At 72.7% G+C, this 16046-nt stretch carries 17 protein-coding genes; 8 read left to right on the top strand and 9 right to left on the bottom strand.

Annotated features, from left to right (window positions below; all coding sequences use genetic code 11):
• Positions 1-129: 129 nt before the first annotated feature.
• Complete coding sequence (locus tag ID554_RS13965) at positions 130-897, bottom strand: SGNH/GDSL hydrolase family protein (protein WP_117227926.1); 768 nt, start codon at positions 895-897, stop codon at positions 130-132.
• Between the two features lie 237 nt (positions 898-1134).
• Complete coding sequence (locus tag ID554_RS13960) at positions 1135-1437, bottom strand: hypothetical protein (RefSeq protein ID WP_117227925.1); 303 nt, start codon at positions 1435-1437, stop codon at positions 1135-1137.
• A gap of 168 nt (positions 1438-1605) precedes the next feature.
• Here ID554_RS13960 and ID554_RS32770 point away from each other — a divergent pair, with 168 nt between their 5' ends.
• The 3 genes from ID554_RS32770 to ID554_RS13950 are packed head-to-tail and all read left to right on the top strand — an operon-like array spanning position 1606 to position 2588.
• A complete protein-coding gene (locus ID554_RS32770; RefSeq protein ID WP_317985223.1) occupies positions 1606-1863 on the top strand; it encodes a helix-turn-helix domain-containing protein in 258 nt (85 codons plus the stop codon).
• Complete coding sequence (locus tag ID554_RS13955) at positions 1864-2415, top strand: DUF5753 domain-containing protein (protein WP_317985227.1); 552 nt, start codon at positions 1864-1866, stop codon at positions 2413-2415.
• The gene (locus ID554_RS13950) at positions 2400-2588 is read left to right on the top strand and encodes a DUF397 domain-containing protein (protein ID WP_117227924.1); all 189 of its coding nucleotides are present in this window, start codon (positions 2400-2402) and stop codon (positions 2586-2588) included. Before ID554_RS13955 ends, ID554_RS13950 begins: the two co-directional genes overlap by 16 nt.
• Positions 2589-2594: 6 nt before the next feature.
• Here ID554_RS13950 and ID554_RS13945 read toward each other — a convergent pair whose 3' ends face one another.
• The gene (locus ID554_RS13945) at positions 2595-3356 is read right to left on the bottom strand and encodes an HAD family hydrolase (protein ID WP_396888522.1); all 762 of its coding nucleotides are present in this window, start codon (positions 3354-3356) and stop codon (positions 2595-2597) included.
• Positions 3357-3461: 105 nt separating this feature from the next.
• On the opposite strand from ID554_RS13945, the gene ID554_RS13940 reads away from it, so the two are divergent.
• The 4 genes from ID554_RS13940 (at position 3462) to ID554_RS13925 (ending at position 7192) form a co-directional block, all read left to right on the top strand.
• Positions 3462-5222: a proline--tRNA ligase gene (locus ID554_RS13940; protein ID WP_117227922.1), complete on the top strand. Its 1761-nt coding sequence runs from the start codon at positions 3462-3464 to the stop codon at positions 5220-5222.
• 56 nt (positions 5223-5278) lie between these two features.
• Positions 5279-5704: a CBS domain-containing protein gene (locus ID554_RS13935; protein ID WP_117227921.1), complete on the top strand. Its 426-nt coding sequence runs from the start codon at positions 5279-5281 to the stop codon at positions 5702-5704.
• Positions 5705-6053: 349 nt separating this feature from the next.
• Positions 6054-6482, top strand: coding sequence for a SufE family protein (locus ID554_RS13930; RefSeq protein ID WP_117227920.1), 429 nt, complete (start codon positions 6054-6056; stop codon positions 6480-6482).
• A 74-nt stretch (positions 6483-6556) separates the two neighbouring features.
• Positions 6557-7192, top strand: coding sequence for a DsbA family oxidoreductase (locus ID554_RS13925; RefSeq protein ID WP_117227919.1), 636 nt, complete (start codon positions 6557-6559; stop codon positions 7190-7192).
• A gap of 53 nt (positions 7193-7245) precedes the next feature.
• Here the strand turns inward: ID554_RS13925 and ID554_RS13920 are convergent, their stop codons facing one another.
• The 6 genes from ID554_RS13920 to ID554_RS13895 all read right to left on the bottom strand — a co-directional run bounded on the left by ID554_RS13920 (position 7246) and on the right by ID554_RS13895 (position 11498).
• Positions 7246-7794 carry a YbaK/EbsC family protein gene (locus ID554_RS13920; protein WP_117227918.1) on the bottom strand — a complete coding sequence of 183 codons (549 nt, stop codon included), beginning with the start codon at positions 7792-7794 and terminating at the stop codon, positions 7246-7248.
• A 101-nt stretch (positions 7795-7895) separates the two neighbouring features.
• Entirely contained in the window at positions 7896-8090 is a 195-nt protein-coding gene (locus ID554_RS13915) for a hypothetical protein (protein ID WP_117227917.1), read from the bottom strand.
• Between the two features lie 37 nt (positions 8091-8127).
• Positions 8128-8907 (bottom strand): SDR family oxidoreductase, encoded by a 780-nt coding sequence (locus ID554_RS13910; RefSeq protein ID WP_117227916.1) that lies wholly within the window; start codon positions 8905-8907, stop codon positions 8128-8130.
• Between the two features lie 69 nt (positions 8908-8976).
• Entirely contained in the window at positions 8977-9606 is a 630-nt protein-coding gene (locus tag ID554_RS13905; RefSeq protein ID WP_117228041.1) for a GAP family protein, read from the bottom strand.
• A gap of 69 nt (positions 9607-9675) precedes the next feature.
• Positions 9676-11124, bottom strand: a complete 1449-nt coding sequence (locus ID554_RS13900; protein ID WP_117227915.1) for an MFS transporter — start codon at positions 11122-11124, stop codon at positions 9676-9678.
• Positions 11125-11237: 113 nt separating this feature from the next.
• Positions 11238-11498, bottom strand: coding sequence for a hypothetical protein (locus ID554_RS13895; protein ID WP_117228040.1), 261 nt, complete (start codon positions 11496-11498; stop codon positions 11238-11240).
• A gap of 151 nt (positions 11499-11649) precedes the next feature.
• On the opposite strand from ID554_RS13895, the gene ID554_RS13890 reads away from it, so the two are divergent.
• Positions 11650-16044 carry a cation-translocating P-type ATPase gene (locus ID554_RS13890; protein ID WP_117227914.1) on the top strand — a complete coding sequence of 1465 codons (4395 nt, stop codon included), beginning with the start codon at positions 11650-11652 and terminating at the stop codon, positions 16042-16044.
• The last annotated feature ends 2 nt before the right edge of the window (positions 16045-16046 follow it).

Raw genomic sequence — 16046 nt, 5'->3', positions numbered from 1 at the left:
GCACCCAGTCGGCCTTTGCCCGTCGATCATGGAATTGTGGTGCGGCCAAAGCCACTTATCCGCCCATACTGTCGACCACAACTCCATGATCGACGGGGCTGAGCGGGATGGGGCTGGGCAGGGTGGGGATCAGTCGGGGAGGGGGCTGAGGGTGGGGCGTTTGGCGGTGCAGGTGTCGCCGGAGGAGCGGCCGGTGAGGCGGCGCTTTAGCCAGGGGGCCAGGTGTTGGCCGGCCCAGCGCAGGTCGGCGGTACGGGCGGCCAGCCACGGGCTCGGCGTCGGCCTCGGCGGTACGAGCAGCCACTCCTCGTCGCAGCCGACGCCCAGTGCACCGAGCACCTGGGCGGCGACCCGGCGGTGGCCGACCGGCGACAGGTGCAGCCGGTCGGTGCTCCACAGCAGCGGATTGAGGTACGTGTCGTCGGCGTACAGGTCGACCAGGATCGCGCCGTGCCGCTCGGCGGTCTCGCCGACGGCGCGGTTGAGCAACTCGACCCGGGGTGCGATCAGCCGCTGCCCCGGCAGTCGGGCCATCACGTCGGCGAACCGGAACAGCACCACGTCGGCACCGCCCGAGCGCAGCTCGCCGACGACCTTGTCGAAGCGGCTGACCAGTGCGTCCGGGTCGAAGTTGCGGCGCAGCACGTCGTTGCCACCGGCAGCGAAGCTGATCAGGTCGGGCTTCATGGCCAGCGCGGCCGGCACCTGTTCGGCCACCACGCCCGGGAAGAGTCGGCCGCGGATGGCCAGGTTGGCGTACCGGAACTCGGGGCCGGCCTCGGCGGCCAACCGGGTGGCCACCAGATCGGCCCAGCCCCGGAACGTGCCGTCCGGGTACGCGTCGTCCAGGCCCTCGGTGAAGCTGTCCCCGACCGCGACGTAACTGCGCCAGCGCACTGCTCACTCCTCGAAGCTGCGGGTAAGGCTGCGGTGTAAGGAAGGGCACCTTATTAACGCCTGCGGTATAGCAGGGGTCCCCTCCTAACACCTGGGAGTCTGGCACCGGCCGCATTCACCGGTCTGCCCCGCGCTGGCCGAACGTGGCAGACGTCATCCCTCCGGCGACGCGGCGGGCAGGCGGCAACGGCCGGTACAGGCGCGTGTCGGGTCAACCGCCGATCGACGGTACGGCCCTTAGGCCACAAACCGGGCGAACAGCTCAGGCGGTGTCGGGCCGCCGTCCGGGTCGAGCCGGAACAGGTCATGTGTCGCCTCGAAGTACAGCCCGGACAGGTAGACGGCCAGGTCGAGCCAGCGGTTGTCGTACTCGACACGGAGCAGCAGCCGCGCCTCGGCGCAGGGCCACGAGTGGCCGCAGGCCCGACACAGCCAGAGCGGGCGCAGCGGCAGATGCTGCGGGCCGGACATCGGGTGCTGCCGGGGCCGCTCGGCCACCGGGCCACGACGCGGCACCGGGTACGACTTCGGGTGGGACATCTCGACCTCCGCCTCCGGGTGGGGCCGTCCCCGGTGGATGGGAGCAGGACCGCCGGGTGACAGTGTGCTGATCGGACGACTACCGTTGGAAGGCATCGACACCGGCCGTGGCGATGGTGACGCCGGGCCGGGCAGCCATCCGAGCGGCCGAGAATTCGTGGAGGCAGCGTGGAATCCGAGCCGACCGCCGAACTGATCCGGGCCCAGTTGCGCAGGCTGCGGCTGTCCGCCGACCTGACCCAGGAGGATTTCGGCAAGTTGGTGCACTTCTCCGGCTCGCAGATCTCCGCGATCGAGCTGGGGCAACGCCCGTTCGACCGACTCTTCCTCAAGCGGGCCGACGAGGTGCTGAACAGCGACGGCCTGCTGTCGGGGCTGCTGCGCATCGCCGAACTGCACGGCCAGCCGAACTGGCTACGCCCCTAGCTGGACGCCGAGCGCAACGCGCGGCAGTTGCGCTGCTACCACCCGACGCTGATCCCCGGCCTGCTCCAGACCGAGCACTACGCCCGCGCGGTGATCCAGTCCGACGACATGCTCAACGACGAAGAGATCGAACGGCGGTTGGCGGTACGGATGGATCGTCAGGCGATCCTGACCCGACCGGACCCGCCGATCCTCGTCGCGGTGATCGAGGAGACCACGCTGCACCGGGCCGACGAGGGTTTCCGAGGCGTCATGACTCAGCAGATCGGTCACCTGCTCGAATGCGTCAAGCGCGGGGGCGTGCTGGTGCATCTGATTCCGGCCGAGGTGAGCGTACATGTTGGGCTCATCAGCCCGCTCACTCTGGCCCGGGGCGCCGATGGTGATTGGCTAGGACACCTGGAGAACCACATCGGCGGCACAACCATCGACAGGGACGAGGAAATCGCTACGCTGCTCACGAGGTGGGAGAGCGTCCGCAGCGTCGCCCTCCCTAAGGGACCGTCAGAGCTGCTGATGAAGGAAGTGATGGAGTCATGGTCCACGATCTGACGGGCGCAGACTGGCGCAAGTCCACCCGCAGCGGCAGCGGTGAGTGCGTCGAAGTCGCCGCCAATCTGCCCGGCGTCGTCGGCGTGCGCGACAGCAAGGACGTCACCGGCCCAGCGCTCGCCTTCAGCCCATCCGCCTGGTGCGCCTTTATCGCCGAGGCCAAGCGCCCCTGACCCGCGCTAGAGTCCCGCGTCGCGGCTACCCCGCAGCAGGTCGAGCAGCCCGTGACCGTCTTCGATCCAGGCGTCCGGCGACAGCTCGGGCGCGTCGGGCTCACGGTCGGTGCGCGGCGAGCGCATCAGGATCGCCGCCCCGATCCCGGCCCGCCGGGCGCAGGCCACGTCCCGGTGCAGGCTGTCGCCGACGAACCAACACTCCTGCACCGGTACGCCGATGGCGTCGGCGGCCAGCTCGGCGAAGCGCGGGTTCGGTTTCCGCAGCCCGGTCTCGTCGCTGTAGAACTCGGCGACGAACCGGCCGGACAGTCCGGCGGCGGCCAGGAAGTCACGGTGGGCGGCACCGCAGAGGGCGTTGCTGACCACGGCCATCGGCACTCCCGCCTCAGCGGCGGCCGCCAACGCCTCGGGGATTCCGGGCCGCACCTGCCACTCGGTGCGCCACGTCGACGCGTACGCCAGCGGAGTGGCCTGCCGCGCGACGGCGGCGCGGGCCGGTTCGGGCCAGGTGTGGGTGACGAAGTCCCCCCACACCCGGTCGTGCGTCAGCTCGACCGGTTCGGCCGAGACGCCGGTCTCGTCCCGCCACCGCCCGTACGCCCGCGCGCCCTCGGCCAGGTCGGCCGCGATCCGCTCGTCCGGCAGGGCACCGTCGATCACCTCGGACATCCGCCGGACGACGTCCGGTGCCGCCCATCCGTTCCCCGGTGCGTCCGCCAGCACGCCCCCGAAATCCAGCAACAGCCCGCCTGGTGCCCGCATCATGCCCCCCATCCTCGCCCAGACCCGGATCGGGCGACGGACCTGGTGCGGTGTTCAAGCGACCCTATTCGGATCGCTGTCCCACACCTCGGGTCGTACGCTGCGGCAATGCTGCTGCGCATGTCGACCACGCTGATCCGGACGCTGCGCGAGGATCCGGCCGACGCGGAGGTGCCGAGTCACCGGCTGCTGCTGCGCGCCGGTTACCTGCGCCGAGCCGCCCCGGGCGGGTACACCTGGCTGCCGCTGGGCAAGCTGGTGCTGGACCGGGTCACCGAGATCGTCCAAGCCGAGATGACCGCGATCGGTGACCAGGAGGTGCACTTCCCGGCACTGCTGCCCGCCGAGCCGTACCGCACCAGCGGACGGTGGACCGAGTACGGCGACGACATCTTCACGCTGGCCGACCGGCGTGGCGCCGAGCACCTGCTCGCCCCCACCCACGAGGAGCTGGCCGCGCTGCTGGTGAAGGACCTGTTCACCTCGTACCGCGACTTCCCGGTGACGCTGTTCCAGATCCAGACCAAGTTCCGCGACGAGGCCCGGCCGCGCGCCGGACTGCTGCGCGGACGCGAGTTCCTGATGAAGGACGCGTACTCCTTCGACCTGGACGAGGCGGGGCTGCGCGCGGCGTACGACCGGCACCGGGACGCGTACCGGCGGGTCTTCGACCGGCTGGGCCTGGCGTACACGGTGGTGCACGCGACGTCGGGGGCGATGGGCGGTTCCGCCTCGGAGGAGTTCCTGGCCATCGCGCCGGTCGGCGAGGACACCTTCGTGGGCTGCACGGACTGTCACTACGCGGCCAACACCGAGGCGGTGACGACGCCCGCCCCGGCGGCCGGTGACCCGTTGGCCCGGCCGCCCGTCGGGGTGCACGACACCCCGGAGACGCCCACCATCGCCACCCTGGTCGCGCTGGCCAACGAGCGGCGCCTCGCCGGACGTGACGACTGGACCGCCGCCGACACCCTCAAGAACGTCGTGCTGACCGTACGCCGACCCGGCGTCGACGAGACCGAACTGCTCGTCGTCGGGGTGCCCGGTGACCGCGAGGTGGACCTCAAGCGGCTGGCCGCGGTGCTGGCACCGGCCACCGTGGACGTCTTCGACGCCTGGGGCGAGCGCCCCGACCTGGTCCGGGGCTACATCGGGCCGCAGGTCTTCGACAAACTCGGCATCCGCTATCTGGTCGACCCCCGGGTGGTGCCCGGCACCGCCTGGCTGACCGGGGCGAACGAGCCGGGACGGCACGCCACGAACGTGGTCTGTGGCCGCGACTTCACCCCGAACGGCACCGTCGAGGCCGCCGACGTCCGCCCCGGCGACCCCTGCCCCGCCTGCGTCGGCGGGAGCCTGACCATGCGCCGGGGCATCGAGATCGGACACATCTTCCAGCTCGGCCGCCGCTACACCGACGCTTTCGCCGTGGACGTCCTCGGGCCGCAGGGCAAACCGGTGCGCCCCACCATGGGCTGCTACGGCATCGGGGTGTCCCGGGCGGTGGCCGCGATCGCCGAGCAGCACCACGACGACCGGGGACTGGTCTGGCCGGCGGCGATCGCGCCCTGCGACGTACACCTGGTGGCGGCCGGCAAGGGTCCGCAGGTCGAGGCGGCGCTCGACCTCGGCGCCCGACTCTCCGCAGCCGGCCTGCGGGTGCTGGTGGACGACCGGGCCGGAGTCTCCGCCGGGGTGAAGTTCACCGACGCCGAACTGATCGGCATCCCGCGCACCATCGTGGTCGGCCGCCGCCTGGCCGACGGGTACGTCGAGCTGCGCGACCGTTCCACCGGGGAACGTGCCGAGATCCTGGTGAAAAACCTGGCGGACCGTCTCGTCGAGGAGGTAGGCAGGAACGTGGTGTAGCGGTCACGTAACGGGGTACGGCATCCCGATCGGCAGATGGTGTTCTGGAGGCTCTCATGACCGAGTATCGGGTCGTCGACGTGATGACCAAGCAGGTGATCTACCTGCCGGCGGAGACCACACTGGACGAGGCCGCCCGCGTGATGCGGGACGCCGACATCGGCGACGTGGTGGTGACCGACGGCGCCGAACTGGCCGGCATCCTCACCGACCGCGACATCGTGGTCCGCGCGGTGGCCGAGAACGCCAACGCCACGACCGCCACCATCGGCTCGATCCTCACCCGCGAAGTCGTGATGATCGAGCAGTTCTGCACCGCCGCGAAGGCCGCCGCCCTGATGCGCGAACGCGGCATCCGCCGCATCCTCGTCTGCGACCACGAACGCAAGCTGGTCGGCATCGTCTCCCTAGGCGACCTGGCGATGCAGCTCGACCCCACGTCCGCCCTCAGCGAGATCAGCGAACAGGCCCCCCAGGTGTAGGGGCCGGTGTAAGGAAGGGCCCCTTCTTAACGCCTACGGTAGAGAAGGGGTCCCCTATTAACACCCCACCACGCACCGCGAGCCGCACCGCACATCCGCGCACCGCACGTCCGCGCCCGCGACCACGCACCGCGCGACCACGCCCGCGCCCGCGCCCGCGCACCGCGCGCACCGTGAGCCGCACCGCGCATCCACGCACCCCCGCCCCCGCGCTCACGCCCGCGCACCGAGCGCGACACGCGCACGGAACCATGCGCGACCGCGCTCACCGCACCACACCGCCACCGCGGTCGCGGCCGTACTCCGGCCGCGACCGCAGCGCCGAGCACGCCGCCGGTAGCCTGGCGGAATGCCCGAGATGCCGAGCAAGCTGGCGGAGATCGTCGACGAGTTCGCCTCCGCGCCCCGTGACGTGGTGCTGGAGATGCTGCTGGAGTACTCCGACGCCGTGCCGCCGCTGCCCGCCGACCAGACCGGACACGAGGGCATGGAGCAGGTGCCGGAGTGCCAGACGTCGTTCTTCCTGCGTGCCGAGGTGACGCCCAAGGGCACCGTACGCACCCTGTTCGACTGCCCGCCGGAGGCGCCCACCACCCGCGCGTTCGCCGGCATCCTCGCCGAAGGGCTGGCCGGTGCGAGCCCGGAGCAGGTGCTCGCGGTCCCGGACGACCTGTACCAACGGATGGGTCTGGCGCAGGCGATCAGCCCGCTGCGGGTACGCGGCGGCAACGCCATCCTCGCCCGCCTCAAGCGCCAGGTCCGCGAACAGGCCGGCTGAGCACGCCGGTAGGTCGACTCGCTCACCCGCCAGGTGCGGGAACAGATCGGCGTACCGGCGGGTTGTCCCCGGTCATGGAGATCGACATCTACGCGGACGTGGTCTGCCCCTGGTGCTGGATCGGCCTGCGCCGCCTGGAGGAGGCCCTCGGCTCGTACGACGGTGAGGTTACCGTCCGGCATCGCCCCTTCCAGCTCGACCCGTCCCCGGTGGCCGCGCCGGTGCCGCTGCTCGACGCGCTGGCCGCCAAGTTCGGCGGTCCGGAGCGGGCCCAGCAGATGGCCGCCCAGGTCACCGAGATCGGGGCGAGCGTCGGGCTGGAACTGAACTTCTCGCGAGCGATCGCGGCCAACACGTTCGAGGCGCACCGGCTGATCGACTGGGCGACCGAGCGATGTCGCGGCACCGAGACGGTGAACGCCCTGCACAAGGCGCACTTCACCGACGGCGTCGACATCGGTGACCGAAAGGCGCTCGCCGAGATCGCCGCCGGTGTCGGGCTGGACGGCGCGGAAGCCCGCCGCTTTCTCGACTCCGACGAGGGCATCGCCACGCTCGACGCGGAGCTGACCGAGGCACGGCAGCTCGGCATCGCCAGCGTGCCGACCTTCGTGTTCGCCGGGAAGTACGCGGTCTCCGGCGCCCAGGAACCGGCCACCCTCCTCGCCGCGCTCACCGAGGTCGCGGAGCGTGAGGCCGCCGACTCCTGACCCATCGACGGCGGCGATGTTTCACGTGCAACCACATCGACGCCGTTCGACAGTCAGACCGACTTGGCCAGGCCCTCCACCACCCGCGCGCCGGGCAACGCGGCCAACGCCGGGCCCGGCAGGGCGATTTTGCTGTGCCGCACACCCGACCCGATGATCACGTAAGGTGCGGCCACCACCCGGGCGTCGACCAGGATCGGCCACTCCGGCGGCAACCCGATCGGGGTGATGCCGCCGTACTCCATGCCGGTCGACTCGACCGCGTCGGCCATCGGAGCGAAGCTCGCCTTGCGTACGTCCAGCGCCCGCCGGGCCACCCCGTTCACGTCGGCCCGGGTGGTGGCCAGCACCACGCAGGCCGCATACCGGACGACGCCCTCCCGCTTGCCCGCGACCACCACGCAGTTCGCCGACTCGTCCAGCCCCACCTGGTACGCGTCGCAGAAGGCGGCGGTGTCGGCGAGTTCGGCGTCGATCGCCGCGACCACGACCGCGTCGACGTCCACTGGCGCGTCGGCGGGCCACTGTGCCAGCGCGTCGGCGACCGGTGCGGCCACCAGGTCGGGGCGACCACGGGCGGGCTCGGTGTGCAAGGTTCCCATCACGGGTGCGATCGTCCCATCCGGGGCGGGTGCGTTGGTCACCGAGGGCCCCGGTCAGCCGTGGAGCGACCGGCAACGGGACACGCCAGTCCCATAGCCGGTCAGCCGTTGGTGAGGAAGCCGTGCTCCTGGAGCATCGCCCGGTCCCGGGCGACGGCCATCTCCTCCGCCCGCTCCGCCTGCACGCGGCGCGCCTCGATGTCCTCCAACGCGTGTCGGACCGCGAGCCGGATCACCCCGTAGAGGAAGACGAAGCCGCAGACGTACAGGAGGCAGGTGACGACGAACGTGAGCATGAGCCGACGGTAGGGCGAACGTGAACGAGAGCGAGCGTCATCTTGTCGTCGTTCCCCCGTACGTGTCGGCCAGGTAGTCCGCCCAGGTCCGTCGGCCCGTCGGGTGGGCCTCGGTGACCAGTCCACCGTCGCGCAGTTCGCGACCGAGGCGGCCGGGGAACCGCACCGGCAGCATCGGTCGGCGGGACTTCCGCGCCTGCCGCCAGGTGCGTACCGCGTCGTCGAACCGCAGCACCTCGGGGCCGCCGTACTCCACGATGTCGTCGCGCGGACCGGCGCGCAGCAGCTCGATCAGCTTGTCCGCCACCTCACCGGGATCGACCGGCTGGGCCACCACCGCCCGGTCGGCGATCACCGGGCCGAGCTTGCTCGACGTCTGCAGCAGCTCGTCGAGGAACTGCGGGAACTGGGTGTCCCGCAGCACCGTCCACGGCACCCCACCGGCGGCCACCACCTGCTCGGCGGCGAGCTTGTGCCGGTAGTACACGTACGGCACGCGGTCCACGCCCACGATCGAGATGTAGACCAGGTGGGCCGCGCCCGCCCCGGCCGCCGCAGTGACCAGCCGGCGGGTGCCGAGCACGTCGATCTCGTGGGTACGCCGGGTCGGCGAGGACGCCAGGTGCAGGATCGCATTCACCCCGGCCACCGCCGCCGCGACGCCCGCGCCGGTCGCCAGGTCCGCCACCACCCACTCGACACCCGATCCGGTACGCGCCCGCCGGCTGGTGGCCCGCACCTGGAACCCCTCGGCGACCAGCCGGGGCAGCACCGCCCCGCCGAGTCGGCCGCCCGCTCCGGTGACCAGTACCCGCATGTCAACCTCCTTCATCGACTACTCCGACGACGGGTCGAGGACCGGGTGGCGTGACAGTTATGGGCCACCTCACCGGGCCAGGTCCAGCACGGTGAGTACGACGAAGAACACGATCACCGCCTCGCTGACCAGCCAGGCGTGGCTGTCGGCCCAGTCCCGGATCCGGGGCAGCACCGCCGCCGCCCGACGGCCCAGGAGCAGCAACGCCAGCAGGGGCAGAGCCAGCAGGGTCAGGGTGAGCAGCATGAACGGCAGCAGGTGCCACCACGGCAGACCGTGCCGGGCGGCGCTGGCACCGACCGTGAGCATGGTCAGGTCGTCCGCCGGCATGGCCAGGAAGAGCAGCACGCCGACTCGGAGCGCATACCGGGGGGTGGCGTGTTGGAGCCGACCCATCCAGGTGGGTGGCCCGGAGTGGCGCCGCAGGAACACCACCACCGCCAGGACGGCCAGCAGCACCAGGACGAGCCAGTCGACGATCCGTTCGAACCGGCCGCCATGGTCGTCGACGCTGATCCGGAACAGGTGGGTGACCAGCCAGGCCAATGTCGTGCCACCGCACACCACGATGGCCGCGCCGGCCAGGTAGCCCAGCGAGGCGGCCCGGGGCCGGTCGGAGGAGGCGAAGAAGACCGCCGCCACCAACTGGGTCCCGGCGATCATGACCACGGCCAGCGGCAGGAGAGTCAGGAAGTTCATCGCGTGACCATCCTCCCGGCTGCCTCCGGCCCGCACTCCGGATTCGGCGGATGCGCTTGTCAGTCGGGCTCAGGCGGCCCCGACCCGTACGCCGGGCACCACCCGACCGGCGAGCAGCGCGCCGACCAACGCCAGCCCGGCCGCCGCCGCGAGGGTCACCCCGTAGCTGCCCGGGCCCGGTGCCGCGCCCGCCGCCAGCACCGCACCGGTCAGCGCCAGCACGGCGGCGGCGGCGAGCGAGTCGCACAACTGCAACGACGAACTGTTGCGCCCCTGCTCGCCGGGGGCCGACAACTCCAGGGTCAGCACCGACAGCGACGGATAGAGCAGACCCATGCCGGTCCCGGCCACCGCCCAGCCGGCCACGCCCACCCCGACCGGTACGGCCGGCAGCACCGTCAGGCCCACCACCGCGACACCGACGGTGATGCAGGCCAGGCCGGTTCTCGGCAGGGTGGCACGGCTGCGTGGCGCGCGGACCCGGCCCTGTAGCCACGAGCCGAACGACCAGGCGACCGCACCGGTGGTCAGCACCAGGCCGGCTGCGGTGGGCGAGAATCCGCGTTCCCGGGAGAGCATCAGCGGGATCACCACCTCCGCGCCGACGAACGCGCCGGAGGCCAGCCCGCGCAGCCCGACCACGGTGGGCAGGCCCCGCCCGGCCCGGAGGAAACCGCCGGGCAGCAGGCGCGGGGCGCAGACCAGCAGACCGACCAGGGCCGACGCGACCAACGCCACGGCGGTGGCGCCGCGCTGCTGACCCCCGATGTGCAGCAGTGCGGCGCTCACCCCCGCCCCGCACGCCCAGCCGATCCGCGTCAGCGGACCGGACGGGTCACGCCTCGGACGCACCGGACCGTCGACGCCGGGCTCCGGCCCGTCCGGCGAACGGCCCGCTACGGTAGCCCGGCCCGCGCCGATCGACCGCAGGCCCGGATGGACCAGCAGGACCGCCGGCACCGCCACCACCGGCACCGCCAGGAAGACCCACCGCCAGCCGACGTGCTCCACCACCAGGCCCGCCAGCAGCGGCCCCACCAGTGACGGCACCACCCACGCGGCGGCGAACGCGGCGAAGATCCGCCGGTGCAGGTGTTCCGGGTACGCCTTCGCGACGATCACGTACAACGCGACCGACAGCAGCCCGGCGCCGAATCCCTGCACGATCCGGCCCACCACCAGCGTGCCCATCGTGATCGCGCTCCCGGCGAGCAGCAGCCCGACGACGAAGCCACCGAGACCGGACCACATCGGCCAGCGCGGTCCCCGGGCGTCGCACCAGATGCCGGAGATCACCATGGCCACCACACCCGCCGCGAACGGGCCACCGAAGGCGATCCCGTACAGGGCCAGACCGTCCAGGGCACGGGCCACAGTCGGCATGGCGGTGCCCACCGCGAGCGCCTCGAAGGCCAGCAACGAGACCAGCGCCACGCTGCCCACCGTCATCGCCCGCAGCCGAGCGGCAAAGATCGTCTCCACCGTCGCCCGATCCGGAGCCGAGGCGGTGGCGGTCACCGGACGTCCCCATGGCAGGACGGAACACCGACGCAACGCCGGAACGGGACGATCAGCATGACCTGAGCCTGCGACCTCAACCCATGTTCAGGTCAAGGGTGACGCCGCTTACCTCAGGCCGACTCCAGTGCCTCCCCGACGCCCTTCGCCAGCCCTGACAGGTGCTGATCGGCAAGCAGGTGCCCGGCGGTGATCACCAGCGCCAGCGGCCACTCGATCACCTGGAGCGCGGTGAGCACCCCGATTCCCGCATAGTAGGCGAGCTTGTCCGGCGGTGGTACGGCCACCATGCCGAGCCACGGGATCTCCACCCGGTGGGTGAACGCCCGCAGCGTCTCCTCCGTCCCGCTGAGTTCTCGTGTCAACGCACTCATCTCGGCCTCCCCGTGGACGACGACGCGCACCCCGGATTCCACCGTCGAGGCCGTCTATGCCCGTCGAGCCGAGAAACTTCCCCGCGCCGACGGGCATAAGGGACGCCCCGCCGGGAAGCCAGGCCGCCGGGCCCGACCGGTAGGAGGCTAGATGCGGCGAACCGTGTCCGTACCGCCGCTGGTGGGCGACGCCTCGCGTAGCGTCGGTGCCGCCGCCACCCGGTTCGCCCGGGCCGTGGGTCTGTCCAGCCGTCGGGTGTGGTCCCGGCCGGGACGCCACCACATCGAGGTGCACGGCGTCTGCCAGGACGGCGGCGACACGCTGGCCCGGCAGGTCGAGGCGGCCCTGGAACGGATGCCCGGCGTGCTCTGGGCCCGGGTCAACGCTCCCTCCGGACGGGTGGTCGTCGCCGTCGACACACCCGGGCCGAAGGTACGCGAGCTGATCGCCACCATCTCCCGGGTCGAACGCACCTGCCCACACGAGCCCGACCCGGAGATCCCGCCCCCGCACCCACCCGAGGAGGGGCCGCGTACCGCCCGTACCCTCGGTGCGCTCGCCTCCGACGCGCTCGGCCTGACCATCTCCGCGGCCACCCGGATCCTGCCCGTGACCCCGGTGCCCGCCGAGGTCTCCGGCCTGCTCAGCGCCATCGACCTGCACCCGAAGCTGCACGCCCTCGCCGGTTTCGGCCTACGCCGCGACCCCCGCGCCGAGGTCATCTTCCCGCTCGCCGAAGCGGTGGTGCAGGGCCTCACCGGCGGCTGGACGGGCATCGTGCTGGACGGTGCCCAGCGCATCGTCCAGTGGGGCGAGGGGCTCGCCCAGCTGCACGCCTGGGAGAAGGCCGAACCTCGGCTCACCGGTGAGCCGGACCGGGCCGTGGCCCGTTCGCCGGTCGGCGAACGTCCCTGCCCGAAACCGGACGGCGCCCCGGAGCGGTACGTCACCCGGATGCTCGGCACCGGCGCGGCGGCCTTCGCCGCCGCCACACCCGTCGTCGGTCCGAAACGCGCCGCCGCGCTGGGGCTCTCCACGCTGCCCAAGGCACCCGGCAGCGGCCGTGAGGGGTACGCCGCCCACCTCGGCCGCATCCTCGCCCGGCGGGGCGTCATCGCAATGGACCGGAGCGTGCTGCGCGAACTCGACCGGATCGACACGCTGGTCCTCGACGCCCGGGTGCTCGGCTCCGACCGGGGGATCCTGGCCGACCTGGCCCCGCTGCCCGGCGCCGACACCTCCCAGGTGACGGCACGGGCGTTCGCCCTGTTCGAACCGGCCGCCCCGACCGACGTACGCCGACTCGACGGGTGGCGACTCGGCCCCCTCGACCACCTCGACGTCCACGATCCCGGCGACACCGACGACAGCCGCCGGCTGCGCGAACGCGGCGGCACGCTGCTCGGCCTGGTGCAGGGCGACACCCTGGCGTCCGTACTGCGGGTGGAACCGGAACCCGCGCCCGGCGTCGACACCCTGCCCGCCGTCGCCCGACAGGCCGGCCTGCGGCTCGTCGTGGCCGGCGACGGCACCGAGCGGTACGCCTCCGCCGACGCGCTGCTGCCCGGCGACGACCGGCTGGCCGAATCGGTCCGCACCCTGCAACGCGAGGGAGCGGTGGTGATGGTCGTCTCCGGCGACCGCGCGGCGCTCGCTGCGGCGGACTGCGGACTGGGCGTCGCCGACCCGGAGGCCACCCCACCCTGGGGCGCACACCTGCTGGTCGGCACCGACCTGCGATCGGTCGCACTGATCATCGAGGCGGCCGGGGTGGCCCGCCGGATGACCGCCCAGAACATGCGCATCGGGCTGGCCGGCAGCGGTCTCGGCGCACTCGCGGCCTTCACCGCCGACCCCGCGCTACTGCCCGGCCGTTCCCTCGCCTCGGTCAACGGCGCGGCGGCACTGGCCTTCGCGCACGGCATGTGGCGCGCCGGCCGACTCTCCGCCCGCACCGAATCGGCGGCCCCGGCCATCACCGCCTGGCACCTGATGCCGGTCCCGACCGTCCTCGACCAGCTCGGCACCGGTCGCGGCGGACTGACCGAGACCGAGGCCGAACGCCGACGCGCCGCCGGACCGGGCGAGACCTCCGGCCCCGGCGGGCTGCTACGGGCCTTCGTCGACGAACTGGCCAACCCGCTCACACCGGTGCTCGCCGCCGGAGCGGTCCTCTCCGCAAGCTTCGGCTCACTCGTCGACGCCGCCCTGGTCGGTGGCGTGGTCGGCGCGTCCGCGCTGGTCGGCGCGGTACACCAGCGCAACACCGAGAAGTCGCTGGCCGCGTTGCTGTCCCGCTCGGCGGTCACCGCCCGGGTCTGCCGGGACGGCACGGAACGGGTGATCCCGGCCGAGGACCTCGTGCCCGGAGACGTGATCGTGCTCGAATCCGGCGACGCCGTACCCGCCGACTGCCGGGTGCTGGACAGCGTCGGTCTGGAGACCGACGAGTCCTCCCTGACCGGCGAGTCGCTGCCGGTCGCCAAGACCGACCAACCCGTGGTGGCCGCCGCCGTCGCCGACCGCCGGTCGATGCTCTACGAGGGCACCACCATCGCCGCCGGACGCGGCGTCGCCGTGGTGGTCGCCACCGGCACCGACACCGAGGCCGGACGCAGCCTCGCCCTCGCCCGGCAGGCCCCGCCCGCCAGCGGCGTCGAGGCCCGGCTCGGACGACTGACCCGGGCCGCGGTCCCGCTGGCCGCCGGGTCGGCCCTGGCCGTCGTCGGTGCCGGGCTGCTACGCGGCGTACCCCTGGCGCAGACCGCCGCCACCGCCGCGAACCTGGCCGTCGCCTCCGTACCGGAGGGTCTGCCGTTCCTGGTCAGCGCCGCCCAACTCGCCGCCGCCCGGCGGCTCGCCGAACACGGCGCGTTGGTCCGCAACCCGCGCACCATCGAGGCGCTCGGCCGGGTCGACGTTCTCTGCTTCGACAAGACCGGCACCCTCACCGAGGGACACCTGCTGCTGGCGGGGGTGGGCGACGCCGACGGGTACGCCCCGGCCGACCGACTCGACGACCGGCTCCGGCGGATCCTCGCCACCGCGCTACGCGCCACCCCCGCCGCCGACGATCCCGAGGACCTGTCCATGCAGACCGACCGCGCGGTGCTGCGCGGTGCCACCTCCGCCGACATCCCCGAGCAGTACGCGGCCCCGGGCTGGCGGGCGATCGGCGGCCTGCCGTTCGAGCCGTCCCGGGGCTACCACGCCACCGTGGGCGAGACCGAGGGGCGGACACTGCTCAACGTGAAGGGCGCGCCGGAGAGCGTGCTGCCCCGCTGCGCCACCCGCCGCACGAACGGCCGCGACGAACCACTGGACGACGCGGGCCGGGCCGAACTGCACCGGCTGCTCGGTGAGCGTGCCGGGGCCGGACACCGCATCCTGGCCGTCGCCGAATGCGGCGTGAGCAACCCCGACCTCACCGACGACGACGTACGCGGCCTGGTCTTCACCGGCTTCCTGGCCATCGCCGACGGCGTACGCGACAGCGCCGCCCCCGCCGTCCGCCGGATCCGGCAGGCCGGCGTGCACACCATCATGATCACCGGTGACCATCCGGCGACCGCCGAGGCCATCGCCGCCACCATCAGCGCGGGTGACGCCCAGCGCGTGGTCACCGCCACCGAACTCGACACGCTCGACGACGACGCCCTCGCCGACCGGCTCGCCGCCACCGACGTGGTGGCCCGCTGCACCCCCGCCCACAAGGTCCGGATCATCCAGGCGTTGCAGAAGTGCGGCCGGACCGTCGCGATGACCGGCGACGGCGCCAACGACGCGCCCGCCATTCGGCTGGCCGACGTGGGCATCGCCCTCGGCCAACGGGGCACCCCGGCGGCCCGCGCCGCCGCCGACCTGGTGGTCACCGACGACCGGCTGGAGACCATCATCGCCACCCTGGTCGAAGGCCGGGCGATGTGGTCCTCGGTACGCCACGCGCTGAGCATCCTGGTCGGCGGCAACCTCGGCGAGATCGCGTTCAGCGTGCTGACCGCCGCCGCCACCGGTCAGGCCGCCCTCAACGGACGCCAACTGCTGCTGGTCAACCTGCTCACCGACATGGCTCCCGCACTGGCCATCGCCGTCCGCCCACCTGGCGACGGCGACCACACCGACGGCCTGCTCCGCGAAGGCCCCGACACCTCCCTCGGCGAGACCATGACCCGCGAGATCGGGCTACGCGCCGCCGCCACCACCCTCGGCGCCACCGCCGGCTGGACGCTGGCCCGCCGTATCGGCAGCCGTCGACGCGCCGGCACCGTAGCCCTGGTCTCCCTGGTCGGTACCCAGCTCGGCCAGACCGTGCTGGCCGGTGGCACCAGCCCGTCCGTCCTCGCCTCCACCGCCGCCTCGGTCGGTGTCCTGGCCGCCGTGGTGCAGACTCCCGGGCTGAGCCAGTTCTTCGGATGCACCCCGCTCGGGCCGGTCGGCTGGACCATCGCGACCGGCTCCGCACTCGGCGCAACCTTCGCCAACGGTGCCCTCACCAAGCTGGTCGCCCGCCTACCGCAGATCGACCCCGGGCCGCAGGAGTCGTGACC

The sequence above is a fragment of the Micromonospora craniellae genome (assembly GCF_014764405.1).
GTDB lineage: Bacteria > Actinomycetota > Actinomycetes > Mycobacteriales > Micromonosporaceae > Micromonospora > Micromonospora craniellae.
Note: the sequence above shows the minus strand (reverse complement) of the source record. Positions and strands in the feature narration are given on the sequence as shown.

Excerpts from the sequence above, each read along its gene's own strand:
- ID554_RS13960 (WP_117227925.1), bottom strand. The coding sequence starts at position 1,437 with ATGTCCCACCCGAAGTCGTACCCGGTGCCGCGTCGTGGCCCGGTGGCC.
- ID554_RS13950 (WP_117227924.1), top strand. The coding sequence starts at position 2,400 with ATGGTCCACGATCTGACGGGCGCAGACTGGCGCAAGTCCACCCGCAGC.
- ID554_RS13945 (WP_396888522.1), bottom strand. The coding sequence starts at position 3,356 with ATGATGCGGGCACCAGGCGGGCTGTTGCTGGATTTCGGGGGCGTGCTG.
- ID554_RS13940 (WP_117227922.1), top strand. The coding sequence starts at position 3,462 with ATGCTGCTGCGCATGTCGACCACGCTGATCCGGACGCTGCGCGAGGAT.
- ID554_RS13935 (WP_117227921.1), top strand. The coding sequence starts at position 5,279 with ATGACCGAGTATCGGGTCGTCGACGTGATGACCAAGCAGGTGATCTAC.
- ID554_RS13930 (WP_117227920.1), top strand. The coding sequence starts at position 6,054 with ATGCCCGAGATGCCGAGCAAGCTGGCGGAGATCGTCGACGAGTTCGCC.
- ID554_RS13925 (WP_117227919.1), top strand. The coding sequence starts at position 6,557 with ATGGAGATCGACATCTACGCGGACGTGGTCTGCCCCTGGTGCTGGATC.
- ID554_RS13920 (WP_117227918.1), bottom strand. The coding sequence starts at position 7,794 with ATGGGAACCTTGCACACCGAGCCCGCCCGTGGTCGCCCCGACCTGGTG.
- ID554_RS13915 (WP_117227917.1), bottom strand. The coding sequence starts at position 8,090 with ATGCTCACGTTCGTCGTCACCTGCCTCCTGTACGTCTGCGGCTTCGTC.
- ID554_RS13910 (WP_117227916.1), bottom strand. The coding sequence starts at position 8,907 with ATGCGGGTACTGGTCACCGGAGCGGGCGGCCGACTCGGCGGGGCGGTG.
- ID554_RS13905 (WP_117228041.1), bottom strand. The coding sequence starts at position 9,606 with ATGAACTTCCTGACTCTCCTGCCGCTGGCCGTGGTCATGATCGCCGGG.
- ID554_RS13895 (WP_117228040.1), bottom strand. The coding sequence starts at position 11,498 with ATGAGTGCGTTGACACGAGAACTCAGCGGGACGGAGGAGACGCTGCGG.
- ID554_RS13890 (WP_117227914.1), top strand. The coding sequence starts at position 11,650 with ATGCGGCGAACCGTGTCCGTACCGCCGCTGGTGGGCGACGCCTCGCGT.